Annotated in this window: 29 protein-coding genes; 17 read left to right on the top strand and 12 right to left on the bottom strand. The window is 54.0% G+C overall.

Going from position 1 to position 24766, the window contains the following annotated elements:
• Window positions 1-9 precede the first annotated feature (9 nt).
• Window positions 10-1938, top strand: coding sequence for a type IV secretory system conjugative DNA transfer family protein (locus FEE96_RS22525; protein ID WP_138165384.1), 1929 nt, complete (start codon window positions 10-12; stop codon window positions 1936-1938).
• Window positions 1939-2010: 72 nt separating this feature from the next.
• Here FEE96_RS22525 and FEE96_RS22520 read toward each other — a convergent pair whose 3' ends face one another.
• Entirely contained in the window at window positions 2011-3222 is a 1212-nt protein-coding gene (locus tag FEE96_RS22520; RefSeq protein WP_138165383.1) for a hypothetical protein, read from the bottom strand.
• A 231-nt stretch (window positions 3223-3453) separates the two neighbouring features.
• On the opposite strand from FEE96_RS22520, the gene FEE96_RS22515 reads away from it, so the two are divergent.
• The 4 genes from FEE96_RS22515 (at window position 3454) to FEE96_RS24025 (ending at window position 8486) form a co-directional block, all read left to right on the top strand.
• Window positions 3454-4104, top strand: coding sequence for a hypothetical protein (locus FEE96_RS22515; protein ID WP_138165382.1), 651 nt, complete (start codon window positions 3454-3456; stop codon window positions 4102-4104).
• Window positions 4097-5665, top strand: a complete 1569-nt coding sequence (locus FEE96_RS22510) for a GMC oxidoreductase (RefSeq protein WP_138165381.1) — start codon at window positions 4097-4099, stop codon at window positions 5663-5665. Before FEE96_RS22515 ends, FEE96_RS22510 begins: the two co-directional genes overlap by 8 nt.
• A 265-nt stretch (window positions 5666-5930) precedes the next feature.
• Window positions 5931-7790, top strand: coding sequence for a glycosyltransferase family protein (locus tag FEE96_RS22505; protein ID WP_138165380.1), 1860 nt, complete (start codon window positions 5931-5933; stop codon window positions 7788-7790).
• Between the two features lie 570 nt (window positions 7791-8360).
• Window positions 8361-8486, top strand: coding sequence for a hypothetical protein (locus FEE96_RS24025; protein ID WP_281278376.1), 126 nt, complete (start codon window positions 8361-8363; stop codon window positions 8484-8486).
• 63 nt (window positions 8487-8549) lie between these two features.
• Here the strand turns inward: FEE96_RS24025 and FEE96_RS22500 are convergent, their stop codons facing one another.
• Window positions 8550-8786 carry a hypothetical protein gene (locus tag FEE96_RS22500; RefSeq protein WP_138165379.1) on the bottom strand — a complete coding sequence of 79 codons (237 nt, stop codon included), beginning with the start codon at window positions 8784-8786 and terminating at the stop codon, window positions 8550-8552.
• Window positions 8787-8937: 151 nt separating this feature from the next.
• Between FEE96_RS22500 and FEE96_RS22495 the strand changes: the two genes are divergently transcribed.
• Window positions 8938-9672: a Crp/Fnr family transcriptional regulator gene (locus FEE96_RS22495; RefSeq protein WP_138165378.1), complete on the top strand. Its 735-nt coding sequence runs from the start codon at window positions 8938-8940 to the stop codon at window positions 9670-9672.
• A gap of 60 nt (window positions 9673-9732) precedes the next feature.
• On the opposite strand, the gene FEE96_RS22490 is transcribed toward FEE96_RS22495, so the two are convergent.
• Window positions 9733-9933, bottom strand: coding sequence for a hypothetical protein (locus FEE96_RS22490; RefSeq protein WP_138165377.1), 201 nt, complete (start codon window positions 9931-9933; stop codon window positions 9733-9735).
• 236 nt (window positions 9934-10169) lie between these two features.
• Complete coding sequence (locus tag FEE96_RS22485) at window positions 10170-10520, bottom strand: hypothetical protein (RefSeq protein ID WP_138165376.1); 351 nt, start codon at window positions 10518-10520, stop codon at window positions 10170-10172.
• 242 nt (window positions 10521-10762) lie between these two features.
• Between FEE96_RS22485 and FEE96_RS22480 the strand changes: the two genes are divergently transcribed.
• The 9 genes from FEE96_RS22480 (at window position 10763) to FEE96_RS22445 (ending at window position 17052) form a co-directional block, all read left to right on the top strand.
• Window positions 10763-11077, top strand: coding sequence for a hypothetical protein (locus FEE96_RS22480; protein WP_138165375.1), 315 nt, complete (start codon window positions 10763-10765; stop codon window positions 11075-11077).
• Window positions 11074-11427 (top strand): hypothetical protein, encoded by a 354-nt coding sequence (locus tag FEE96_RS22475; RefSeq protein WP_138165374.1) that lies wholly within the window; start codon window positions 11074-11076, stop codon window positions 11425-11427. Before FEE96_RS22480 ends, FEE96_RS22475 begins: the two co-directional genes overlap by 4 nt.
• Complete coding sequence (locus FEE96_RS22470) at window positions 11417-12250, top strand: hypothetical protein (RefSeq protein ID WP_138165373.1); 834 nt, start codon at window positions 11417-11419, stop codon at window positions 12248-12250. Before FEE96_RS22475 ends, FEE96_RS22470 begins: the two co-directional genes overlap by 11 nt.
• Before the next feature lie 89 nt (window positions 12251-12339).
• Complete coding sequence (locus tag FEE96_RS22465) at window positions 12340-13539, top strand: N-acetyltransferase DgcN family protein (RefSeq protein WP_138165372.1); 1200 nt, start codon at window positions 12340-12342, stop codon at window positions 13537-13539.
• The gene (locus FEE96_RS22460) at window positions 13536-14657 is read left to right on the top strand and encodes an alanine/ornithine racemase family PLP-dependent enzyme (protein WP_138165371.1); all 1122 of its coding nucleotides are present in this window, start codon (window positions 13536-13538) and stop codon (window positions 14655-14657) included. The genes FEE96_RS22465 and FEE96_RS22460 overlap by 4 nt, the downstream gene beginning before the upstream one ends.
• Before the next feature lie 382 nt (window positions 14658-15039).
• A complete protein-coding gene (locus FEE96_RS22455; RefSeq protein WP_138165370.1) occupies window positions 15040-15561 on the top strand; it encodes a hypothetical protein in 522 nt (173 codons plus the stop codon).
• A gap of 44 nt (window positions 15562-15605) precedes the next feature.
• Window positions 15606-15824, top strand: a complete 219-nt coding sequence (locus FEE96_RS23625) for a hypothetical protein (protein WP_171021791.1) — start codon at window positions 15606-15608, stop codon at window positions 15822-15824.
• Window positions 15740-16216: a transglutaminase N-terminal domain-containing protein gene (locus FEE96_RS24185; RefSeq protein ID WP_425467356.1), complete on the top strand. Its 477-nt coding sequence runs from the start codon at window positions 15740-15742 to the stop codon at window positions 16214-16216. The genes FEE96_RS23625 and FEE96_RS24185 overlap by 85 nt, the downstream gene beginning before the upstream one ends.
• Window positions 16217-16770: 554 nt before the next feature.
• The gene (locus FEE96_RS22445; protein WP_138165368.1) at window positions 16771-17052 is read left to right on the top strand and encodes a hypothetical protein; all 282 of its coding nucleotides are present in this window, start codon (window positions 16771-16773) and stop codon (window positions 17050-17052) included.
• 31 nt (window positions 17053-17083) lie between these two features.
• Here the strand turns inward: FEE96_RS22445 and FEE96_RS22440 are convergent, their stop codons facing one another.
• Together FEE96_RS22440 and FEE96_RS22435 are read right to left on the bottom strand one after the other, a co-directional pair.
• Entirely contained in the window at window positions 17084-17635 is a 552-nt protein-coding gene (locus tag FEE96_RS22440) for a 2OG-Fe(II) oxygenase (protein WP_138165367.1), read from the bottom strand.
• A gap of 67 nt (window positions 17636-17702) precedes the next feature.
• On the bottom strand, window positions 17703-18134 hold the full coding sequence (locus tag FEE96_RS22435; protein ID WP_138165366.1) for an FAD synthase family protein: 432 nt from the start codon (window positions 18132-18134) through the stop codon (window positions 17703-17705).
• 240 nt (window positions 18135-18374) lie between these two features.
• Here FEE96_RS22435 and FEE96_RS22430 point away from each other — a divergent pair, with 240 nt between their 5' ends.
• Entirely contained in the window at window positions 18375-19028 is a 654-nt protein-coding gene (locus FEE96_RS22430; protein ID WP_138165365.1) for a CDP-alcohol phosphatidyltransferase family protein, read from the top strand.
• A gap of 716 nt (window positions 19029-19744) precedes the next feature.
• On the top strand, window positions 19745-20248 hold the full coding sequence (locus tag FEE96_RS22425) for an antirestriction protein ArdA (protein WP_138165364.1): 504 nt from the start codon (window positions 19745-19747) through the stop codon (window positions 20246-20248).
• 49 nt (window positions 20249-20297) lie between these two features.
• On the opposite strand, the gene FEE96_RS22420 is transcribed toward FEE96_RS22425, so the two are convergent.
• Genes FEE96_RS22420 through FEE96_RS22395 form a run of 6 tightly spaced genes read right to left on the bottom strand, consistent with a single transcriptional unit; the run spans window position 20298 to window position 24719 of the window.
• Entirely contained in the window at window positions 20298-20588 is a 291-nt protein-coding gene (locus tag FEE96_RS22420; RefSeq protein ID WP_138165363.1) for a type II toxin-antitoxin system RelE/ParE family toxin, read from the bottom strand.
• Window positions 20588-20902, bottom strand: coding sequence for a type II toxin-antitoxin system ParD family antitoxin (locus tag FEE96_RS22415; protein ID WP_342770992.1), 315 nt, complete (start codon window positions 20900-20902; stop codon window positions 20588-20590). The genes FEE96_RS22420 and FEE96_RS22415 overlap by 1 nt, the downstream gene beginning before the upstream one ends.
• A gap of 22 nt (window positions 20903-20924) precedes the next feature.
• Window positions 20925-21926, bottom strand: a complete 1002-nt coding sequence (locus FEE96_RS22410; RefSeq protein WP_246079569.1) for an ATPase, T2SS/T4P/T4SS family — start codon at window positions 21924-21926, stop codon at window positions 20925-20927.
• Window positions 21923-23299 (bottom strand): TraB/TrbI/VirB10 family type IV secretion system protein, encoded by a 1377-nt coding sequence (locus tag FEE96_RS22405; protein ID WP_246079567.1) that lies wholly within the window; start codon window positions 23297-23299, stop codon window positions 21923-21925. The genes FEE96_RS22410 and FEE96_RS22405 overlap by 4 nt, the downstream gene beginning before the upstream one ends.
• Window positions 23300-23302: 3 nt before the next feature.
• Window positions 23303-24061, bottom strand: a complete 759-nt coding sequence (locus FEE96_RS22400) for a TrbG/VirB9 family P-type conjugative transfer protein (protein ID WP_138165362.1) — start codon at window positions 24059-24061, stop codon at window positions 23303-23305.
• Window position 24062: 1 nt separating this feature from the next.
• A complete protein-coding gene (locus FEE96_RS22395) occupies window positions 24063-24719 on the bottom strand; it encodes a VirB8 family type IV secretion system protein (RefSeq protein WP_138165361.1) in 657 nt (218 codons plus the stop codon).
• Window positions 24720-24766: the final 47 nt, after the last annotated feature.

The following is a 24766-nucleotide window of genomic DNA, read 5'->3' as shown; positions in this document are numbered from 1 at the left end:
AGGCTACAAATGAACAATCCTGTAAAACTGAGTGCCGGCGTTTTGTTTGGCCTCCTCTGTGGTGCAATGATCGGCACCATTATCGGTAGCGCTTATCTGAGCCTAGCGCTTCGGCGCGGCGTTGCCGGTTTTGATATGTTCAGCGTTTGGGCGGCGTCTGAGGCCGTGCGAGCGGCGCACCCTGAGGCCTTCAAGGTCGCTTTCGGTGCTGTTGCTCTCTTTGCTTCGGGCTTGGGTCTCCTGGCCTTTGTCTGGAGCTGGCGGAAACAGCGGGACGACTATGGCTCGGCGTATTGGCAGACCAAGCCCGAGCTGAGAAAAAACGATATGCTGCATCCGGTGGGAAATGGCTTTGTCTGTGGCAAACTAGGGGTGCCTAAATCGAGCGCCAGTTATGTATCCTCCAAAGAGATCCCACATGTGATGATGGTGGCACCGACGCGTGCTGGTAAAGGTGTCGGCTTTGTCATTCCCAATATTCTCGCCTTCAACGGCTCCGCCGTGGTTTTGGACGTGAAGGGCGAGAACTTTGAGAAAACCGCCCGCTACCGCATGGGCAATGGCGATGAGGTCTATCGGTTCTCACCGTTTGACTGGGCCAATGGGACCCATCGTTACAACCCGCTTGCTCGCATAGCTAAAGCCAGGTCTTTTGCGGAGCAGTTTACCGAGGTCAGTATTTTAGCGGATCTGTTTCTGGACAAGGACAACAGGCAGTCAGATACATTTTCCGAGGCGGGTAAGACCATTTTTGTCGCGGCTTGTCTGTTAGCGCTACAACGTAATAAAGCCACCCTCGGCGAGGTCTGTAAGATCGTGTCTGATGGGGTCGACAAGAACGCGCAGTACCAGACCTACGCTGAGGAAGCCGTCGAGCCGACGCTGCAAACCCTTTGGAGGAATGCGGCCAGCGCCTCTGATCGACTCCTGACCAGCAATATTCAGGCGTTGAAAACCGCAGGTCTCAAACAATGGGACAACCCTGCTGTTGTCGCAGCTACCAATGAGAACGATTTTGACTTTTCCACCTTCCGGAAAAAGCCGCAGTCGCTCTACATTGCCGTGTCCGAGGACCACATTCCTACGCTGGCCCCGCTCCTGCGGTTGATGTTCGCTGATATGATTGCCAGCTTGCGAGCAAATGAACCTGGGCCAGACGAAAAATGGCCAGTGATGATCATGATTGATGAATTCCAGCAGATGGACGCCATGCCCTATCTGGAGCGCGCGATCCACACCCTGGCGAGTTATGGTGGCCGTATTGCCATGATTGCGCAGTCTCTGGCGGCGCTGGACAAGATTTACGGCCCCGACGGGCGTGGCAGCTTAGAAAATGGCGCAGGGTTAAAGCTCTATATCACCCCGCGCGACGAGCAAACGGTGAAAGAGGTCTCGGCATCTGTTGGCAAGACCACCTGCGAAGCGGTTACCCTGTCCTATGGCCGCAACAAGGGCATTCTGGGGGAGCAATCTTCAACCAGTCGCTTGGAGGAGCGGCCTTTGCTATCTGAGACCGAGGCTCGGTTCATGGATCCGGATGATGTAATAATTCTGGCGTCTCCCCAGCATCCCATCAAAGCAACGCGGATTAAGTATTATGAGGATCCGAAGTTCATGGAGATGATGGATGTGCAGGAGGGGAGGGTGTTGCCGTATCCGCCGCAGCAACGGCAGGAGACTACCGCTCGGCAGGACCAGAAAGCTGAGGTCAACAAGCCAGGGGCTGATGGTGATGAAAGTGAAAAAACTGAATTCAAAGCCACACGATCAACACAACGAAATAGACCCTCCCGCAAAATGAAACTGGAGATACCGAAGGCCGGGGCAGGGGGCCGTGGTACTGCTCCGATTAATCTCAGCGAGTTGGATAGAGATGCGCCTGTCAGCAAAAGCCATCTGGAACTCATCCGCGAAGGGCAGGCGTTCCCGCTTGGATGACTTGTCAAAATGATCAACTCGTGCCGCATTTTGAGCCCACCGATCGTAGCGCTCAAAACTGGTTTCTGCAGATCACTCTACCACTTGTAAATAAAGCTCGGTCAGTGGTTTTCCGTCTTGCACGATTTTATCGGTTTTCTGCACCTTGAACTTGGTGTTTGGCTCGAACAGGTATTCAACCTTTTCCGGCCCATCCGACAGCGGTGTAATGTAGGTCGCGTTATGCCAAATCGTGGCGCCATCAGGGGGCGACACAATCAGCACGATGCCGTTGGAATAATGCATCGCGTCCTGTTGGGAATCCGTGAAAGACATAAACGTTTTCAACGTCACCGTATTCCCAACCGCCAGAAAGCCATTTACGGCATCGACCAACGGCATTTCAAGCGGCGGCAAAGCAGCATTGTTGTTCGCAGGCAGTTCCAGAAAATAGGCCGCAAAATGGACTGACCCAAGATTGGCGATGGCAACCTGCCCGCTGTAGAGTTTGGGTTTTGCATGGGTTGTCGTGCGTGGCATGGATTGCATGGCTGCGGACACCACGTTGCTTTCCGATGCCACACCACTGCTAAGCGCTGGCGCCTTCACTTCAAGCTGTGCCTTGACGTTCGCCAACGTGTCTGCAGGCACCATCATAAAGGAGTTCATGTAATCCTTGTTCTGCGGCGTATAGGGTGGCCAATCTGCAGACCAAATCGAGTTGGCGATACTGTTCATGTCCAAGGGCGCGTTGGTAACGCCGGTATAGGCAAAAAGGCGCATAAAATCGATGCGGGTAAAATCCGCCGTCGTCCAGTCATAAACCGACATTGCCAATTCAAAACTGTCGGAAGAATATGGAAAATATTGAAGACCAAGGGCTTTCAGCTGTGCCGTTGTTTTACCGGGTTCGTCAGGGATGTCCTGATAGGGGATGTATTTGTCCACCATCATCTGCTTGAACGTGCCCATGTCCTGGGCAGAGACAACGGGTGGTAATGTAAGTTGGCCACCCTGGTCATTACCATCGCCGGTGATGAGATAGGTGCCGTCGTTATTAATCGTCAGGTCAACGGCGCCTTGCCCGTCATACCAATAGATCGCGGTCCCAATCAATATTTGCCAGTAATGTGGGCCACCGGGCTGATGGCCCATGTCCGTAAAATCCAGAAAGCCGAGACTGTCGACGAATAATCGAAACGACGCTCCCTCTGGGCCACGTACAGCGCCAATTGCATCGCCGTCTGAAAAGGCGACGGCCTGCAACGGCACCGAATTATTCGTAACGCTATTTATTGCCCACATAAAATTTCCCCCTATTAATTGCGCTTCTTCGCCTAAGAGTTGCAGCCGCATGATGGGGTAAGCCAAAAACCGATCGCGCATGTCGCACTGCAAGGTCAAGAAAGCTGGAAGCCCACACGATGGTTCCAATAGAAATTTGTTGCTTTCAAAGCTAATTCGGTTCAGCCTACATCATTAAGTTGAATAGTTCCCATACGGTTCCCCATTAGGTTAGTGAGGCAGAGTGTACTGATGAATGACATCACCGTCACTTTTCAACCAAACACAACTGAAACGATCAACTATACCGTGTGGGGAGTCAATCCCAGCGGCGGCCAATTTCCAATTGCGTCTGGTTTTACCTCTGGAACAGTACAGGTACCGGTTTCCGGCTTCCCAAGTTATTTCGTCTCAGCTCAAGTCCCTCAGTTGCAAAGCCAGGCAGAGGTTGATGATACGAGTACGGTGACACTTGTGTTTGGGTCTCAGAATGATTTCAAAACAATTTTGTGGCTGGTCTTTCAGCACATCGGACAACAATGGGGCAATGCCGCAGAGGCGGACATGCCTGAAGTGCAGTTTAATCAAGTGATCGACTGGCAGGTTGAGCTTGATCCCAACTATGCGCTTTATTATGCGGAGACGATTTCTGAATATACCAAGCTGTTACAACAGACCGGCAGTTCTGACGCAGCGCTAAAAATTCTGTTCGCTGAAAATCAGAAAGATGCGCCCAAACTCCCCAACGTTGCGAACTTCGTGTTGAAGGAGTTCATGATCTGGCAAGTGGCGTTCGGCGGGTTTCGCGCCTTCGGCCCCCCGTATCAGAATTACACGGGCTGGATGGGTGGCGGCAATTTCAACGACATCCCCACACCATACAGGACAGCAAAAAATGGGTGAGTCTGTATACGCTGTCATTGTCGGATCCGGTGTTGCGGGCAGTTTAGTTGCGCAATCAATGCTTGCCGCAGGCAAAGGCCCGATACTGATGTTAGAGGCTGGTCCAGATATCAAGATGGGTGATCCGGGGCGCTGGTTTAAGTACGTCGCAACCGGAGACGCGCCCTATACAGCAACCTATGACGAGGCCAGCGATTTCACCGCCACCGGCATTGAGCCCTGGAATATCACCGGTGGACGGGTGCAGGGGCGCGGTGGCACAACGAACCATTGGGGCGGTTGGCTTCCACGCTATATGGAAGAAGATTTCAAACAGAACACAAATACCGGCGTTGGATTAGACTGGCCGTACGACTACAGCGACCTGGAGCCTTATTACCAACAGGCAGAACAGTATTTCGGAACCGAAGGGGACTCATCCGAAATACGCCCGCCGCGTTCAACGCCGTTCCCTTTTGACGCTGCGCCTTTCCCTATTACTGCTGATCCATATATCGATGCCTTTAAGGCACAAAACATGACCTACCGACACGTTCCGATGTCGCGGTATGGCAAATCGGGGTCTGGTTTCGGCACACCGTGCCGCACAACAGGAACCTGTGATTATTGCCCGATCGGTGGTCGTTTTACCGGTAACCAACCGCTTGATGTGATCAGCAATAGCCAATTTGAACTTCGGCTCGGGGCTGCCACGCAGGAAATCCGCATGTCCAGTAAGACCACCGCGACCGGCGTGTCATACTTGGATACAAGCACCGGCCAAACCGTGGTCGTGGATGCACAGGTTGTCATCGTGGCTGCGGGCGCGTTTGAAAACCCAAAACTTCTGCAGCGCTCGGTTTCCAGCTTTTGGTCGCAAGGACTGGGCAATGACTATGATTTGGTGGGGCGCTATTTGGTCGCCAACAAATTCTTCTTTGTAAACGGAGTTTCGCCGACGAACCCAGAACAATACGAACAAGAACTTGGGTTTCCAAACCTTTGTTCGCGATACTATGATTCACCGGCCACTCAGAAAACAGGTAAGTTTTTCCTGACGATGGACTTTTCTGAGCCAACGATTGATGTGGCTTCGCTGATGTATCAGGGCAAAACTACAGCCGAGATTCAAGCTGCGACAACGGGGGCCACCAAGTGGGAACTGTTTGGAAACCTGTCAGGCATATCGCTGGCTGCGAACAGAATATCGAACGAAACCGGGGTTACCCGCTATGGATTGCCGAAAACCCTGATTGCGACACCTTCGGCGATGTATAGTTCGACTGCGATGGAAAACTACGTTGGGATCTGCACCCAGCTGCTTCAGCATATGAAATGCACTTCGATCGACAGCGGCTCTTACCCACAGCGCGGCGATCATGCCGCCTGTACGACCCGCATGGCAACCGATCCAACCCAAGGTGTTGTCGACAAGGATCTAAAAGTCCACGGCACAGACAATGTTTATGTCTTGGGCAATAGCGTGTTGCCATCCTTGCCAGCGGCGAACCCGACTTTGACGATGGTGGCAATGATCTACAAATCGTTGACTGAGTTCAGCGATCTACTGACCAGGGAATGATGATGGCGATTACAGTTACCTTTCAGGATCTTACATCCACATCTATGTACTCCGTAGTCGAGGTTGCGCCCTCTGGCCGAAAATGGGCCAACATTGCCTATCCCGTCAGCGGTTGGCAACAAGGGCAAAACCCATCAGGCGATGTCAGTGTTCCGGTTTCCGGCTACCCGACATACACAGCCACCGTATTCCCATCTGGCAGTATGCAAACCACACCATTTTCGTCTGACGCTACTATCGCGCTAGCAGTTTTCACATCAAAAAATTGAACTCGCTGTTTATTGTCGGCCTACCAAAGTCCCTGACCGGCATAATATATAGGGCTGTACAAAAGGCACTGTCGTTACAAGGACCGACGTGGGTCAGCGATGGGCAGATTCTCAACACCCAAAGGTTCAAATTCTCCCCGGCCTTTGATGCCGGACGATTTTTAACCCGTGATAACGATCCAGACGCATTTAGCGCGGCCAGAAATTTCCTTGATGACGCACTAAACCGCGAAGGGCACATATACAAAGATGCCGTGCAGCCGTTTGTTGTCGCGGACTATCTCGCCGATCATCCGATGAGAGTTCTGCACCTGAGACGACCACTTGATGACATCGCCTTTCACATGTTGCAGCAATTGCCATACTTAGGCGATGAAGTTCTGGAAATTCTGCCCGCTGCACAATCCAAACTTGAAGGCATCAAGGACGCAGTCACACTGGATTATGACGAGGTTATTTTTAGTGAAGACGGCGTATCTGATGCGGTTGGCGAAAGAGTGTCATATATCACGGATGCGTTTTGCGAAGAACGCGACCGTATTCTGGCATTGCGATCAAGTGACGACTACCGCGAAATCAAAGCTCGGCTGAAGGACCTAACACAAAGAAACCCAAAGCAGATCCGCATCACCCCTCCCTCGAAGATCGGCAAGGAAACGGCACTAAAAACCGTCCTTCTCATGTCTGATGCCGGTGTGCCCACAGGGTTCTCGCGGGTTGGAGAAGAGATATTAAAGGGATTATCGCACCAAACCAGCGCGAGTTTTCGGCTGCACCAAATAGGTATCAACTATTCTGGCGCGCCGCACCCACATAGCTGGCCGATTTACCCAGCATCAGCCACAGAGGTCGAACTAAAGGAGCGCGTATCTTCACTGGCCACTCAGCTGATGCCGGCTGCCATCATACTGCTGAATGATCCATGGGTCGTTGCCGAGGTTGCTGCTCATCTGGATACCGCTGGCTTCACCGGTGCAATTATCGGCTATTGCCCGGTTGACGGCGCTCCACTACCGCTTAGCGCTGCCGATGGTCTCAGCAAACTTCGATCACTTGTCGCATATACAGAATTTGGCCGAAAAGCCTTTATAGATCTGTTTGACACGGCTGACGTTACGCTCCCAGCATTGGATGTCATTCCACATGGTGTCGACACTGGTGCATTTGGTTTGTTGATACCTGACGACCCAGCGGCAAGCCGAAAAGCCGCAAAGGCACAGTTGTTTCCGACGGACCCAAAGTTTCAGGACTCGTTTGTCGTATTCAACGGCAATCGCAATCAACCGAGAAAGCGCATTGATGTGACCATGCGCGCCTTTGCCAATTTTGCGCGGGACAAGAAACCAAACGTGATGTTGTACCTCCATATGGCCAAGATTGACTTTGGCTGGAACGTCGTTGAGCTCGCAAAGCGCTTTGGAATTACAGATCGCTTAATAATGTCATCGACTGAAAATGCATTACCCAGCTTGTCGGAAAAACAGCTTAATCTGATGTATAATGCCTGCGACGTTGGTTTGAACACCAGCGCTGCCGAAGGTTGGGGACTTGTATCATTTGAGCATGCGGCTGCCGGTGCAGCCCAGATCGTACCCGGAACCGAGACGCAAAAAGAACTTTGGGGCGGCGTCGCAAAAATTGTAGAGCCATGCCTGACGACAACGGCGATTGGTCAAGTGGCGGACTGGCACCTTGTGTCAGAACATGCCGTGACCGAGGCACTGGAAGCGCTTTACCACGACAAACATGCACTGGAAAACTACGCGGCCCAATGTCGGCGCCATGCAACCGCTTCGCGTTTCTCTTGGAAAAGCATCGGCGACCGTTGGACCTGCTTGGTTGAGTCACTCTGCTAATGTGATCCCCTCCCGAAATCCGTCATTGGATTTCTGATCCAACGGAAGGGGCTAGCTCGGTTCGACAGCTTTTATCGTGTACGATCAATGCAGAACCCCGCGCGAACGACCAATTTTGTGAAGCTACACGACAACGTCGAAATGATAATCGAGTGTCTCAAAAGGACCGATGGTGGCACTTTGCAAATTACGCTTCCTACGAATATTGGCCATCTGTCGTTCTCAAGGGCATACAGCCAACCATCCAGGCTATTCCGAGCATGTGCTTCGGCAACCCTTTGAAACCAAAGCCTGAATCTACACTTTGCCGAGGTCACTTTCTGCGCATAGCCGTTGTTCATGCTAACCGCTGCGAAAGTCTTCTAGCCTTCATTTTTTTGCTGCCTGGGTCCAGAAACTTTGTTGTTCAGGCCAGTCTGTCAAAGCCGACCGCTAGTTTCGGCAGGCGGGGTTGTTTTGAAGGACCTATAGTTGTGCCAGATGACGCCTTTATCGAGCAATTGGGAAGGGATTGTTGCATTAATCAGGCAGGATGCTGGATTCCTTGGCAGCCAGAAAAGGAAAGCCAGAATGTCATTCAACGACTTGGCGAAGAAAGAGGTCGCCGACAAAAAGGCGTCGCAAGAAAAAGACCCGAAGTCACAAGCCGCAACCGAGCGAAACTCTGAGCCAAAATCCGAAGCAACCGATCCGTAAACCGGTTGATAGACGCGGCTGAGCATGTTGGCTTCACTCATATCCAGCTTACGAGGACTGGCGCTACGTGCGCTGCGATAGGTTGTCGCCAATGATGATCTCATTGATCAATTTGGCGGTTGCAGCATCCACTTTTTGCTCGGCTTCCGAGCCTTGGGCATTCTCGTGGTGTGCTGCTGCATCGCGAAGAATTCCTACGATCTCGCGTTCCGGCAACAGATTGCGATCTTGCAGCGACAGCAAGAGAGCCTCGCAAATCGAGAGGGCAGCGAGGCCTGCAGGGTCTTGTTGGTCTGACATCGGGAGCAATCCCCTTCATTTGTTGACTCGCGATCGGGCGAGGTCGTGATAATGTTGACCAACATCGCAGATTGTCCGGCATTCTTTACTGATCGAAAGCAGTCCGGAAATAGATTAGTTCTTGGAGCATGCGCTGGTTCGGGAGGGACCGATGATGAACATTGAAGCCAGTCCACTGACCCAAAAGCTCTCTGCGTTCGTTGCACTCTCAGAGACAGAACTGACCGTTCTTGAGCGCTTGCACCAGCGGAGGAAATCTTTTGCCGTAGGGCGCGATTTGGTTCACCAAGGCCAATCCGAACAGGCGGCTTACATTCTGGCGACGGGCTGGGTTGTATCTTACAAGATCCAGCCTGACGGTTCGCGGCAGATCGTTGATTTCCAGATACCAGGGGATTTTTTGGGGCTGCGCAGCGTCCTTTTGCACACATCCGATCATGGGATCGAACCGATTGTCGATATCGAAGCCGCGGAGGTGCTGCAGAGCGATCTTCTGCAAGCCTTCGCAGAGACGCCGCGGCTGGCAACGGCCATTTTCTGGGCGGTGTCACGCGACGAGGCGATGGTTGTCGAACATCTTGTTGGGCTGGGGCGGCGCGATGCGGATGCGCGCATGGCGCATTTCCTGCTGGAGCTTGGCGTGAGACTGTCACTCGTCGGTATGGGAAGCCGACAGGGCTTTGCCTGTCCGCTCACACAGTATCATCTGGCAGATGCGCTGGGGTTAAGTGCCATCCACGTCAACCGCGTCCTTCGTAAGCTCCGTGAACGCGGGCTCGTCACGTTTCAGGGCGGGCAAGTAACCTTCGATGACTACGAGGGGCTGGTTGCATTGGCGGATTTCGATCCGGCCTATCTCGATCAGTCGCGGCCTCTTTTGCCGTGAAACAGCCGCCCGCAGTATGGCATTGGGCGGCCCTCCAGTCTTTTCACAGGTTTGCCGACTTCACACCAACGCGCGGCTTGCCTGCTTGAGCTCGTTGTATGCCTCTTCGTCGTTTTCGGCTTCATGCGCCTTCTCGGCGGCTTGATAATGCTTGAGAGCGGTGGCTTTCTTGGGGCCTTCGGGTGCATTGTCCCAGGCAGCCTTGACGGAGGCCATGTGTTTCACGGTCTGGTTTTCTGCGGTTTGGTCTTCTTCATTCATGGGAATGTCCTTTCCTGGACGGTCCGAGAAACAAGAGGCGCAAAATGTATGCAATTCTTTTGAGGGACTGCATGTGTCCCGCGCCTCTGAGCTACTCGGAAAATGCCACCATGACTTGCGGTGGACACGGCCACCTATTCGGTTTCCCTGCGTCTCCGCACTGACGCAAGTTAGCCAGTCTGAGCCAGATGGAGGATCCACGCCAGAACCACAACGATAACTAGGGCCATCTTTGTCTAGGAGATTGATGGTTTGGGAAAATTGCTGGTGCCTACTTCGCGTGAATTCGAAACGCGAAGCGGCGCGCGCTTAGGCAGCAATGAAACCAGCTTTGCCGCTCTGCCCTCGCTTGCCAGCGCCAGCGTCGGAGTGCCGGTAATCCCTTTAAAATGCGTCGTCAGTCTTACTTGCGCGTCCTCACGGCCCAGACGTGAAAGCGCACGCGCCTCGGTCCATGGCTCGAGGTCAAGGCGTGCAAGCGCTGACAAGACTGTAACCGCCGCGCCGGTTCTGTCCTCGACCAATTCCGCAAAGAGGAAGGCATCGTAGTCGCTGCCATCCGGATGAAGGGCGTCTGAGGCGGACATGGGTTTCCTTTCGGCGTGAAACTGAAACAGTGACCTTGGCGCAAGGGTCTGAAGCCCCGGAACGGCTTTGTCTCTCAATCTGACAGCAAAGAAGCCGACGGGGGCTAACCTCGATCAGCATCGCACCCCGAAGGTTCGGATAGTGTGCATTCGACTACCTTGCTGCGACGAGGCGTTCCTTTCGACGCGGGCCACAATCGCGGCTGCGGAAAGTTCAACAATCAATTCAATGGAGGCTTGGGATGCTCACGCGTTCGACCAGATCAATGGTGACGTTTTTCAACGACTTCATGATTGGCGGCAGCCCGCGGGAGCTTCCATCCGGCACATATGAAATCCTTGTCGAGGAAGAGCTTCTACAAGGCCTCAGCTTCGAGGCATACCGGCGTACCGCGACATACTTGATGGTCCGGGGGCGAGGGAGCAATGCGGGTCGAACGACAATGCAAGTGATCACACAGGAGGATCTGGAGCACGCCATTGCAAGTGATCGGGCCTTCTCTGAAACCACAAATAACAGCGGCGCGGCGCTTTCCCCGCAGGAGGACACGACATGACCACACCTGAATGGCTGAAACCCGGTATTTACGGCGCACTGATTGGCGCGGCGTTTGTCGGCATCGTTGGATTCTCATGGGGAGGATGGGTGACCGGAAGCAGCGCTGAGAAGATGGCAGGCGAGATGGCGGAGGACAGCGTTATCGCTGCGCTCGTGCCCTTCTGTATCGACATGTCCCGAACCGACAATGAACGCATTGCAAAGCTGTCCACAATCCGCGAGGCATCGTCATTCAAGCGGCGCGACGCTGTCATGGAAACAGGCTGGGCGACGATGCCCGGATCAGATGGCCCGAACCGCGATCTGGCGCAGGCATGCATCGAAGGTCTCGACCTTGATGCATCGTAATGGCCTCAAACCGTCCCACGTTTCGTCAAAGGGCATCGCAGGCGTGCTTGCCGCGGTATCTTTCACTGAACTCCTTGCACTCGCTCTCGTCGCGCTCATCGCGATTGGAACGCCATCTTACGCCCAATCTCAGTCTGCCTTGACTCCCGCGAATGCGCAGCCCAAAAGCTATGGTGACGGATGGGAGTGTGATCGAGGGTACCGGCGTGACACCGATACCTGCCTTGCCATCATCGTTCCGGAAAACGCCTATGCGACAAATCGAACCTATGGTTCGGGCTGGGAGTGTCTGCACGGGTTCCAGGAGGTCAATGACGCGACATGTCTTGAGGTCGTCGTGCCCGATGGCGGATATCTCGACCCGTCGGGAAAGAAATGGAGCTGCTTTCGTGGGTACACGAAGGTTGATGATCTCTGCCTGGAGATCGACTTGCCCTCAAATGCCTATCTTGCAGACAACACCTATGGGGCTGCTTGGCAATGCAACCGGGGATTCGAGATTAATGGCGACACATGCCTTGCGATTGCCGTTCCAGAGAATGCCTTTCTAAACGGAGCCAGTTACGGGCAACCGTGGACATGTGAGCGGGGTTACTTCAAACGCGATGACACCTGTGAGGCCGTTGTCGTTCCGGAGAATGCCTATTTCGACGATGCAGGCTATGGCCCGGACTGGAAATGCAATCGCGGTTTTGAAACCTCTGGAGATCGCTGCACAGAGATTGACCTTCCAGACAATGCGCATCTCGACAGATCGGGAAACCGCTGGGAGTGCCACAGGAATTTTCAGCGATCGCAGGGGCGTTGCGTCCTGAACGACTAGCGCCTGCGATCTGGAAGAAAGCGCGATCCAGAAACCCGAACGGGTCATCCAATCGGAGCGCACAGAGCCACGTGAAAAAGGAAAAAAACATGGAATCGAACACTGCAGAGAAACCGACGACACGGCTTTCGATCACGGGCCAGCAAGCCCCAAATGACCGTCCCAAAATTCATCCATCTCGATCTGCTAATGCTGTTAGCGCATGTGAACCAACCGCAGTTGTCTACTGCGAGGCGAACTTCGGACGGATCGACGGCAAGACGGCAAACGGACTTATTCGTTATTCCCAAGCCTACCGCATCCTTTCAGTGATTGACAGCACATGTGCCGGGCGCGACAGCGGGCAAGTGCTGGACAATGTCGACAATGGCGTTCCAATCCTCAATGACATTGCGGCGGCGGTGACACGCGAAGCACGTATCCCCGATACGTTGATCTATGGGATGGCGCCGTCGACCGGCAAGCTGTCGCCGTCAGATCGGAAAGTTCTTTTGGACGCGATCGCACGCGGCATGAGCATTGTCAGTGGTCTGCACGAATACCTATCCGATGATCCCGTGTTCGAAGCAGCCGCCAAAGCCGCAAATGTGACGATCCGCGACATACGCAAGCCCCTGCCCAGCAAGGATATGCGCCTGTTTGACGGAAGCATCTCCACGGTGAAGGCTATCCGTATCGCCGTGCTGGGAACGGATTGTGCAATCGGCAAGCGAACGACGGCGACGATCCTCGCAAGGGCGCTGAATGCGCGTGGGATCAAGACGGTCCTTGTGGGCACGGGTCAAACCGGCCTCATGCAGGGCGCAAAATACGGGATCGCCATGGACGCCGTGCCACCGCAGTTTTGCTGCGGCGAACTTGAGCGCGTGATTGTCGCAGCCTCTCACGGCGACGAACCAGATGTCATCCTGATCGAAGGACAAGGCGCGCTCAGCCATCCGGCCTTCTGCACGTCGGCGTTCATTCTTCGCGGTAGCCAGCCGCATGCCGTCATTCTTCAGCATGCGCCCAAGCGCGCCTATCGCTGCGACTTTCCCACCATGCCGATGCCCGAGCCGAAAAGCGAAATCGCCCTCATCGAAGCTTTTGCTGACACACGGGTGATTGGTGTCACACTCAATCACGCGGCGATGACGGACGCCGAGGTTGGTGGGGAAATCGAAACGCTCTCGCGCGATCTCGGAATCCCGGTGACGGACGCGTTGACCCGCCCGGACGTGTATCTGACCGACATGGTGCTAGCTACCTTCCCACAACTGCGCCCCGTACCTCTCGTGGCCGCGGAATGACCTCGCCACGAGTGGAAATTGATCTGGGCAAAATCCAGTCAAACGCGCGATGTCTCGTCCGTCGCCTTGGCGCCCGTGGTATCTCTGTCACCGGTGTGACCAAGGCCGTCTGCGGGCATCCTGACGTGGCCGTGGCCATGGTGGAGGGTGGCGTTGCCAGTCTGGCAGACGCACGCATCAAGAACGTCGTTCGGATGCGGATGGAAGGGATCAAATGCCCGATCTCGATGATCCGCGCGCCGCTGCTGAGCGAGATGGAAGACGTCGTCCGGTGTTGTGACACGAGCTACAACACAGAGATGGACACGATCCTGAAGCTTGGAGCAGCCGCAAAGAAACAGGGCAACTCGCACGATGTCATTCTGATGGTCGAAATGGGAGATATGCGCGAAGGCATTTTGCCAGTGAACCTAAACGACTGCGCAACTCAGGTGATCGCAACACCCGGTGTTGCTCTTAGAGGCATCGCTGCAAATTTTGCCTGCATGAGCGACGTGGCACCAACGGCCGGTGACATGGCCATGCTTTCGCGACTGGCCGACCAAGTCGAAGGCGACTGCGGACCCGTTGTAGTTCTTGTGTCAGGAGGTGGCTCGGCCAATTTGCCATGGGCACTTGGCGAAGTTTCAACCGGGCGGGTCAACAACCTGCGTCTGGGTGAGGCGATCCTTCTGGGTACCAACCCCGTGACAGGGCATCCGATCACTGGCCTTCATACGGATGCCTTTACCCTTTTTGCCGAGGTTATCGAAACAAGCCGCAAACCAAGCCTGCTGTCGACCAAGTCAATTGCTCCGGCGCTTGGAATACTCAAATTGGTACAGAGTGATGACCTCCGTGCCCGAACGATCCTTGCTGTCGGGCAGCAGGACACCGACACAAGCGGCCTTAAGTTTCCATCGGGAATGGCGTTTATCGGGGCAACCAGCGACCACACCGTTGTCGACACAGCCAAATCCGCCGTTCCCGTTGGCTCCGAGATGAAAATGGGCATGAACTACAACGCCCTTATGCGGGCGATGAGCGCCCTAGATGTCGCCAAGGTTGTTTATGGCAAGCAAAAGATGAATGGAAGTGCCAAGGACCACGAGACCCACCCCTTCTTGACCTTGCTATGACGGCCAGATGATCGCCTGCGGGGCCTATGAAGATCATACCCCGCCGACTTGTCCGAAACCGCGCCATGGTAAAAGGGCCGGTCAATACACATATACAGATAAGCCGCATTCGAGAATCCGTGCCTGATCGAGGCCCGGAAATTCCAGCGGAAAACCCCAAAAGGATGAAGAACATGTCTATTAAAGACCTGATGACCAGAGCTGCTGCCATACTGAAAGCTAAACTTGCGGAACACTTGAATAAGGAACCGCAAGTCAAGGCGCCGGACCCTGCTGCGAAACCGGATTCTCCGGGTCCGAAGAATACCTGAAGCAAGCTCCGGAAGCGGCTGGCTTTGCTCAAAGTCGTGAAACAGCAACTCAATTGAAAGGATCAAACGCAATGATCGAAAAAATAGCCAAGACCATCGCAGTTTTTGACCTGCCTTTCAATCTTGCCGGCTTCGACGAAACGCTCCCTGCCGGGGAGTATGATATCGAGACTGAACTCGCTTCACCACCTGATCACAAGGATCCGGAAGCCTGGAAGGCCTCCGTTGTGGTCCACCTGCATCCACGCCTGTCCCATCCCGGATTGACGCGGAGCCTGACTGTGTCGCTTCTCGATCTCGACCGTGCCCGTGCGAGAGAAAAACTGTCCGGCATGGACCTCTCACAGGTCTTTCTCGAAGAAATGCTGGCCGATCCAATGGTGCAACTGGTCATGCAGGCAGACGGGGTGTCCGAGGCGCATTTGCGCCATCTCTACTCGGGATCGCGGATGGCACAGACTGACATGGATGACGTGGACGCTGAGACCGAAAACGCAACAGCGCAGGGGGATTCGCGGGACGCTTCGGACGTTCATGACGCCGAGAATGAAGGGATGCCGTGCCGACCGCGCACTTCATCCGTTTCCGCATGATGCCCGAAACGCATTTTCAGGGACCAAATTAACGCGAGGATCTGATGCAAGCAAAAGCCGACGACATCCTGATGGATCACCCCAGCCGCGCGCTTGGCGATGTGCCGAAGCTGCGGTTCTGCTTGGGTTGTAAAGCTTCGTTTTGGAGCGAAGGATTCGGCCAGCGCATCTGTGCAAGATGCAAAGGCACGACAGCATGGCGCGCGGCAGTGCCCGAAGGCGTCAGCAAAGGTCGGTCTCGCTCCGGCGGTCGGTCGACTTAGAGCTGCTGCCCTCGACGAGCACGACCACACACACGACCATCTATCGCTATCGCGCCGCCGTGTTCCTTAGACCGCACCAGCTGATGTTGCGTCCTCGTGAAATGCGGGATCTCATATTGACGGCATTCGATCTTGAAATTACGCCGACTGCCCGCATCGACTGGTCCCACGATGTCTCAGGAAACGTTATTGCCATCGCCAACTTCGATGTCACAACGGATACCCTTTCGATCAGGTCCCACACGACTGCCGTCCTCACGGCGACTAATCGGCCTGTCTTCCCGATTGCGGCCTCTGCGACGTCTTACGCGTTCCTTTACTCCGCCGAAGACTGGGCAGCACACCCGCACGTATTGCCGTTAGTCGAAACTCTGTTTGAGTGCATTCAATAGCCTTACATAGCTTTCGTTCGGGCTCCCGAATTACGCGGCGCTTGGCGGTTTGTCTGGGTGCCTCATTTGGCAAGGCAAAGGACCGATTCGGCGAAATTGGTTGCAACTCAACAAAACGCATGTCGCAGATGCGAATGGTTTCTGTGTCAGCGAAAGCCACAAGTGCATAAGTCCGCTTTGTCCGCATTGCAGACCTGCATGGTCGTCGCGGTGAACGGCGGCTCCGAGCCCATTGTGTGAATTTGGTTTTCCTGCTACGTGCGCTCGCGGCGCAAAAATTGCTGCGTCAGCGTGAGTCTCGCAGCTGCTGCGGGGCGGGAAAACCGGTCATTCTTGCGGACCACCTCGGAGAAGAACCCCCCAAAGGCCATCGCACCAGATCGAACTTTCGGAATTCGGCAGCCTCTTTTATGAAGTTTGCGACGGACTTTCTAGTTCATGTAGGATAGTGGTCGTTGATCTCGAACGTTCAGGTTTCTGAGCGATCGCGCGTTGAGAGCCGCAGATTGGCTCTGACTACGTTCTCCTCCAAAGTTCTTTCAAGGATTGCCCAAATGTCAGACGATAACGGCGACACGTCAAAAACCCATTACATTTGTCAAACCTATGTCGATGCCAAGGGGACAAAGGGCGCACCAGCGGGTGTGAAAATTGACAAACAGTTCCAGTATTCAACGGCACAAGAAGCCGAAAGCCGAGCGGAACGTGCGAGCCAATCGCCAGATTGCGCCGGTGCAGATGCCTATATGATTGTTGAGGATTCAAGTTCGGGCGAGATAAGTGCGCCGACGTTCCTTGTTCGGATTGGAAATGTGCCCGAATTCGACGATTTTTAACGGGCCACTGCGACGCAACCGGTGAGGCGTTTCATCTGAACGCAGGCCCATGTGCCCATAGTGTCAAGGAATGGCGCACGCCGTGTTGCACGGGAACCACCTGATGAAGCACAAAGCTGGGGAAGATGCTGACACACCCTTGAGCGCGGTTTGCAGATAAGACCTGAGCACTTGGCATAACCTCTAGATCGCCACCCTCGTACGAACTTGGCAAACTAAGCTGTAGTACCAATGTGAGCTTGCGTTTACGTGCCATGGGGCCATCGCCAATGTCGGAGTGCCAAGAAAAATGTCCGCTGTCTGAGGCCTTGTAACTTGCGACCTGAGGGCTCTCGGCAAACTCGCGCAGGTCAAAATCAAATTGGACGGCATTGGATTTTCGGACAATTTCGATTAAGCGGTCCATGACCCAGCCCAGCCCGTCGACGTCATCCACCCAGACCAGTTTTGCTCTGCGCACTGACTGGTCTTTCGTCTGACCTACAAGCATCGCATCGTTGGACGGCACAGCGGTGATGGCCGCAATGATACGCTCACACTCACCCGCGCTGAACGCCGCAGGCTTGGAGTAGAGTGCCATCATATGGGTCACCTTTTGTGAGACAAATGGGGGTCGACGCCGAAAAGAGGCCGCAAACCGGCGGGTGGTATCAGTGCGGTCGATTGCTGGCTTGGGACTGTGCCAGAACCATCTGTTTTATTTTTGTGGACGATGTGCGCGGGTTGTAACGCACCTGCGCGATTTCTTTGCCCATCTCTTTCAGATAGGAATCAACATCGAGGTTGTGGGAATTAGTGCCCCAATCTTCGCCAATTACAAAGATATCGGCACCGACAGCTTTGCAGCCCGAAACGTATTCTAGCGCGTGATAGGGGCGCACAATGTCGACGCAACTAAGGGCTTCAAGCATCTCAACCCGTTGTTCCAATGGGACAACTGGAACGTTGGGTTTGTACAGGTTCACGACCTCATCAGAGGCTACTCCAACGGCCAAGGTATCGCCCAAAGATTTACAGTGTTTCAACAATGCCAGGTGGCCAACATGAAGCAGGTCGAACGTGCCAACGGTATAGACGATCATTTTCGCTTTATCCTTTTGCCCACCCGTCATCGGTGGTAGCACAGGGCATCTGAATGCGCGTGTGCGTGAATTTTGTTCAGTTGTTTCAAACAATTAAACTGAGATATCTCTAGGCTTTCAGAAGCCCAGAGTTAATTGATGTTTTGAAACGACACGTTTCAAATGCACTCAGAATGGAAAGCAGAGATTGCCTGTCAAATGTTGACAAGGTGTCAGTTCTGTTAACTCAAAGGATGTCTCATGACAATCGAAAACGCTGCCGCGCCGAACCCACCGATCCTATCCTACATCAAAGATCTGCCCAATATCTGCTCGCTTGCGGGCTTGGGGTGTTCGCTGCTGGCGATCTATTTTTTGATCATTGGGATGTACCCGGCAGCGATGATCGGCATGATTTGGGCCGTGGGATTTGATTGGGCCGATGGATTGATTGCACGCAAAATGAAAGGCCGCACTGGGGATGATCGGGCCTTCGGCGGTACGCTTGATCTGCTGATCGATATTGTCAGCTACGGCGTCACGCCTGCCATTCTCATCCTGAGTTATGCCGATTTTAGTACCGTGTTTCTGCCCGTCGTGTTCGTGACGTTGGTCTTTGGTGCGATCCGCCTGAGCTATTTCAGCACCTTCGGGTTGTCAGGGGATGCTAAATATACCGGGCTAGCCATTGATAACAACAGCATCATTCTTGTGTTTGTCGTCATGTTTGCGGGATACTTTGAGCGCTCAACGTTTGCGATCATTCTGGCGGTGTGTGGTCTGTGCCTTGCGGGATTGAATGTATCCCAGATCAAGACACCGAAACTGTCTGGAAATCCGGTCAATGTGGTCATTCTTGCGGTTTATACACTTGGTGTGACCCTGTTTTATGGCTGGTCAATGCTGCAAACGTAGTTTGAAAGTACTTAGGCCGAAGCAGTCATAGGCACAGCCGCAGAGAAAAGGTGGTTCGAATTTCGCATCTGCTAATCTCGAATTCTAATGACTGCTTTGGTGACCTATGCTGCGTAGCTGCATGAAAGCTGCTGCAAGTTCGAGAAAATGCCGCGCCAGCGAAGTCGGGAAATCCAAGGTCGGTGTCGTCCGCACAGCGGTCTCCCGTCTGTCAGAAGGTGAATGTCCGGTCTTTCCATTTAGCCTGTTGGACATGATGACCGCTTTGGGCTGGAAGCTGCAGTTAGACGGGTTTGGCACGAACGGCAGGTTCGGGCCGTTTTCGACAGGATGGTCAATTTTAATGATTGATGACAAGATCTGTTCCGGGACTTAGGTTTGAAATTCGGTGAAAGTTTCCTAGCCTTCGTATCTTTTGTTGCCGAAGTTCAGAAATTCAATTGTTCAGGCAAACCTGTCAAACCCGGCCACGAGTTTTGGCTGGCAGAGGGCTGTCTTTATGGACCTATAGGTGTGCGAGATGGCGCTTTTATCCAGCAATTGGGAACGCCAAGAGACTTCGCCTCTTTCTCCCCACAAGTAAAATAGCTGCGGACCGTGGCTCACTGCGTTGCGCCCGCACCATCAACGTCGATTTTTCTTGCCCCCTCCCATCTCCATCCTCGCCGGAAGCAAGGTTTCACACGCGAAGCCCTTGTTTAATTGGAGAAAGAAAGATGACACAGCTTTATGCCCAGCCCTACGATCTGAGCGCAACAGGCTTTTATTTTAAGACAACAGAGGAATTTGCAGTAAAGTCAGCTGCCTTACGCAACGACTACGGTGAGCCGGTCGAAGAGTTCGAAATTCAGTTTATTGACGGTGAAGAGATTGACTACGATCTAGCCGGGGCAATGGGCCTGAACCAGGTCAATTTTGCGCAGTACCTGTCTGCTGTTGATAATTGCGATGACGAGGAAAAACGAACCGTCATTATTGCCGTGGGCGAATGCGGTTACACCTTTGAAGCTGACCTAGACCCCACCCGGTTTGATGTGGAAATCTTCGAGATTGCTAGTATGCGCGATTTGGCAGAACAGTTTGTGGACGAAGGGCTGTTTGGCGAGGTGCCCGAAGCGTTTCAGAACTACATCGATTATGACGCCATCGCCCGCGATCTAGCGGTGGAGTATTCGGAGATAGTTATTGCGGGCGTGAACTATATTTATGCCTGTCGCTAATCAGAAGGGATGACGCCGGTGCTGGCCAGGTGCTCATCCCCTCTGATTTTCAGGTGGGATCAGAAAGCCAGTCTTCGCGGCCATGGCGAACACGAATAATCCTGATATCGTCCCCTTCGATTTGATAGATGATCACATGTGAGTGAAATCTGTGAATGCGGCAGGGCTTGGTAAACTCTAGCCGCTCACGTGCCATTTTTGGGTTAGCCGAAAGGAGGTCGAAGACCTCGAACAGTGCATCGTGATAGCGACGCGCTTGGCTCACACCAAAGTTCTCAATCCCAGTCACGGAGATCCTGATCAGGTCTTCCTGGGCTGCGCGTGTCAGGTGGTAAGGCATTAGGCTCCGTCTGAACGCGCTTGAACACGGGCTAGGGCGTCTTGGAAGATTTCATCTTTAGATTGAGAGCTTGTTCCGCTTGAAAGGCCTTCATCAATGAGCGTCTGCATCGCAGCTATTTTGTCTTTGCGCTCTTGATCGCGACGGATCAGATCGCGCACATAATCGCTGGCATTGCTGTAACGTCCAGTTTCACTTTGGGCTTCAACCCAGGCCTTCATTCCATCCGGTAGAGAGACATTCATTGTTGCCATAGTTGGATCCTCCATAGGCAAAGAAGATATTGATTGGCAATAATTGTCAATCTTTGCCATTTGAAGACCAGTGCCAAAATTCTCAACCGACTTCATCGCCTGGGAAATACAGCTCAGTCACCCCCCGGCGACCATCGCTCCGACCAAGCTGAACAATCACATCAATTGAGCGGGCAATGTAGTCTTTGACTTCCGCAAATGTCAGCGGCGTTCCTGCCTGTAACACCATGATCGCCAAGCGATCGATCGCCAGCTTGGCTGTTTCAGCATGCAGCGTGGAAATAGACCCGCCATGCCCTGTGTTGATGGCCTCGAGATAGGTGATCGCTTCACGTCCGCGCAGCTCTCCGACAATGATGCGATCCGGGCGCATTCGCAACGAAGCAGCCAATAGAACTTCTGTGGAACGAGGTGAATCCTTATCGCGCTCGGACAACAGGCCAACGGCATTGGACTGCGGTGGAAACAGCTCAAAGGCGTCCTCAATGGTGATCATGCGTTCCTCGCGGTTCACAAAACCAAGGAGGTGCCGTGCAAAGGTCGTCTTACCGGTTGATGTACCGCCGCTGATAAGAATGTTGAGCCGCAGCTCAATCAGGCGCTGCAGGGCAGTGTTGAGATCCGCTTCAGCAAGTTTGCGGACCTCAGCCATTTTCACACAGCGCTTGGCCTCCAGCGAGACTGCCTCGCCAAATAGGTACTCAGCTTTAAAGCCTGGCATGCCTTGAGTGGAAAACAGGCGGATTGAGAGTGATGCGCCATGCTCGACGGCAGGTGCAATAGCCACCTGAACGCGAAGGGGGCGGCCACGGTAGTCTATCTTGCCCGACACAAGTGGGCGAGACTTCGATACCTTAGCCTTTGCGTCACCAACAATGGCCTGGGCGATATCAATAGCGTTTGCAGGTTCAATCTTGCGGGTACCAGCAGGGATCATATGAGCCGCGCCCGCGCGTTCAATCCAAACCAGCCCGCCAGGGTTTATCGCAAGTTCAGAGATACCAGGATCTGTGAGCCATTCCGCAAAAGGCTCCAGATAGGCATCGACATAGCTTGTCTGGGCCGGGACCAGCGCCTTTGTCACCAGATCACCACATCGCGGTCCACCAAAACAGTGACGCTGTTGCCCTGATCAATGTAGATGGTTGGTTTGCGCGACAGCTGTTCCGCAATCACAGTGCCGGTTGCGTCCTCAAGATCCTCGGTGACGGAAACCAATGTGTCGGACGTGGTTTCACTATCGACGCGGGATGCCGCAATTGAGGGTGCAGCACCTATTACGGAGATCAAAGCTGCCCCGCCAAAGCGCTCACCAAACTTAGTATCAATAAATCCGGTTACGCCGGACCGCCCAAGCCTGTCACCACCCACTGCTGAGATCTGCATGGAGTGTCCATCTGGTGTTAGAATACGGCTCCAAGCAATCAAGATACGTTTTTGGCCCGCATCTATACCCGCGCTGTAGGAGCCAAACAGGCGAGAGCCACGCGGGATTAGGATGTTGTTGCCTGCAAAGGAGGGCACGGGTTCTGAAACAACGGCAATGACATTGCCTGGCAAGTCGCTGTTGATGGCAACCTGCAAAGCCGCCTGGACAACGGATCCTTGCGCCAGAGTGCGATCTGGATCCATCATTTGCTCTGCCTGCTGAACAGTTAGAGGTGGTGCAGACTGCAGAAAGGCCTCGTTGTCGGACAGTTTGCGTCCATCAGAGCCGCCTGTGGAGGAGTTGCCGCCTGTTGCCTCACCGGATTGGCTATTTGCAAAAATCACCGCTGGAGATTCAATCTGTGCCTTTGCTAAGTCAGCTGCATCTCTAGCGACCTGTTCTGCTTGTTGTGCATTCAGCGCGAGGGCCTCTCCACGTGCTAGTTCACTTTCCAACGCCTCGCGCTGCGTACGTTCAGCCTCGAGCAGGGCCTGCAAGGAACTTTCCCGAGCAGCGGCGGTGGATTGAAGCGCGGCTAGCTTCATTTCAGCCTGTTTGGCGTCGTCTTCCAGATTTGCAGCCCGAGTTTCAAAAGCCTCTGTCAATTCTGCGACGGCCTGACCAATTGCCTTGTCTCTATCGGCGCTGCTTTCTGCCAGAGCTTGCCGCATGGCGGCTAGCTCATCGGCCAAGTTATTGTTCTGGGGTGCCGCAACCGCTTGTGGGGCAGGTGATGTCAGTACTTCTTCTATTCGAATGATAGCCTCTTCAACTTGGCGCTCCGGCTTGGAGGTTTCAAAGCTGAGCCGCCCAGCATTCGTCTGTCCACGTTGGAAATCTTCCACCTTGGATGAGCTGAGGGGTGCGTCGGCGTCATCTTGCAAACCCGCGGCTAACAGATAAGCGCCAAATGCGCCCGTGATCGCTAAACCCATTCCAACGGCAGGCAGACCAATGTTGCGTCGAGGCTTTCTCTGGGTTTGATCTGCCATTGCCGCCAAGCGGGACTCTAAGTTTGGTTGCGTCACGACCTAGTTCCTTACGTAAATGGTGGTGGCATCGCGGGCGACACACAAAGCGGCGTCATCAATGCGCAGCGTCCAGAAATCATTTACCCCGAGCACGCGAACGGTATTGCCTTGCTGGGTCCAATTGACCGTTCGCTCACGCCCCTGGGCATCTGCTTTGAAGATGGCCGGTTGGCGCATGCCCTCTGGAAACAGAAAATAGGTGTAACGCCCATCGTCGTAGATGGAGGTGGGCTGGAAATCGCCTTCCCCCGCAATTTTGTAGGCATGGTTCTTTGGTGGCTGGAACCCTTTGGGAGAGGTGCGCGCCGCTGTGCGTCGCGCCTCTTCTGGATAGCGAAAGCGCACCTCGTAAAACCTGCCCGTGGGGCCTTTGATATGGCCCTCGCGTAATTCTAAGGAATAGGTGTGCCTATTGGTGATTACGGTCATGTTGGTCACCGCGCGCGAGACATGTGGCTTGATTGAGATCACATTGCCCAGATCCGTGATGGGGGTGATTTCAAAACTCTCAGTGTCGCCTGCAATCACAGCTTCAAAGCGTTCTCCCCGTCCAAAATGGATGGTGGTTGAGAAGCGAAGGTCCGTCTCAATGACAAACACCTGGTCTGGATCATAGATGGCATTGCGGATGCGAATATCACGGATGCCTGCGGTGGGCGTTCCAGCTGCAAGGGCAGGGGAAGCTAGGTTTGCAAGAAGAAGGAGGGCGAGGATTGTCTTCCAGATCGACGGTCTGGCTTCAAAGTATTGATTGCCCATCTCAGTTCTCCAGGGTTTCTGCATCGACGCGGTAGGAGGTCACAACAAAACCAAGGGGATTGCCCCAGACTTCTTGCAGCAGCTGTTTGGTATCGGGGCGGAACTCATAGGCGATGGTGGCGACGTAACCGCGGGTGACCCGGCGGTCGTCACGCGGTTTGCGCAGGGTTTTGGTAAACCGGACCTGTGCCACGCCTGCGTTCAGTTGGTTTACCGATTTGATGATCACGTCAATTTTGGCCTCCGGCCCATAGACTGAGATGGGGTAATCCTCAGCAGCTGAGTTCCACAGGTTTTTGAGGGTTCGCGCCGCGTCCGCATCAGACCGACCGAGGACGGCATTGATGCGTTGCTCGCTGTCAGCAAGATCGTAGGTCTCGCGTTGATCAACGTAAGCAACCAGATGCGCCTGTATGACGGCGTCATTCTCATCCAGTGTCATGTCTTGAACGGCTGCAACCCGGTCCAGCTGGCCGCTGGCCTTGTCGACCACCACCACGTGGGTTTGAGTGGTTTTCAGCGGGAGGAGTGACAGCGCGCCAAGGAAGCCAGTTAGCCCAATCACAACACCGATGCCCGCGACCATATAGGCCATGCGCTCTCGGCGGCGCGGGCCGAGGATGAGATCGGTTTCAAAAATGTCTTTTGCAGTAGTCACGTAGAAATCCTTCTGAGGGATCGTCAAAACGCCCCTGATTTTCTTAT

It is taken from the genome of Parasedimentitalea maritima, from assembly GCF_005771405.1.
GTDB classification, from domain to species: Bacteria; Pseudomonadota; Alphaproteobacteria; order Rhodobacterales; family Rhodobacteraceae; genus Parasedimentitalea; species Parasedimentitalea maritima.
This window is presented reverse-complemented; position numbering and strand designations above follow the sequence as displayed.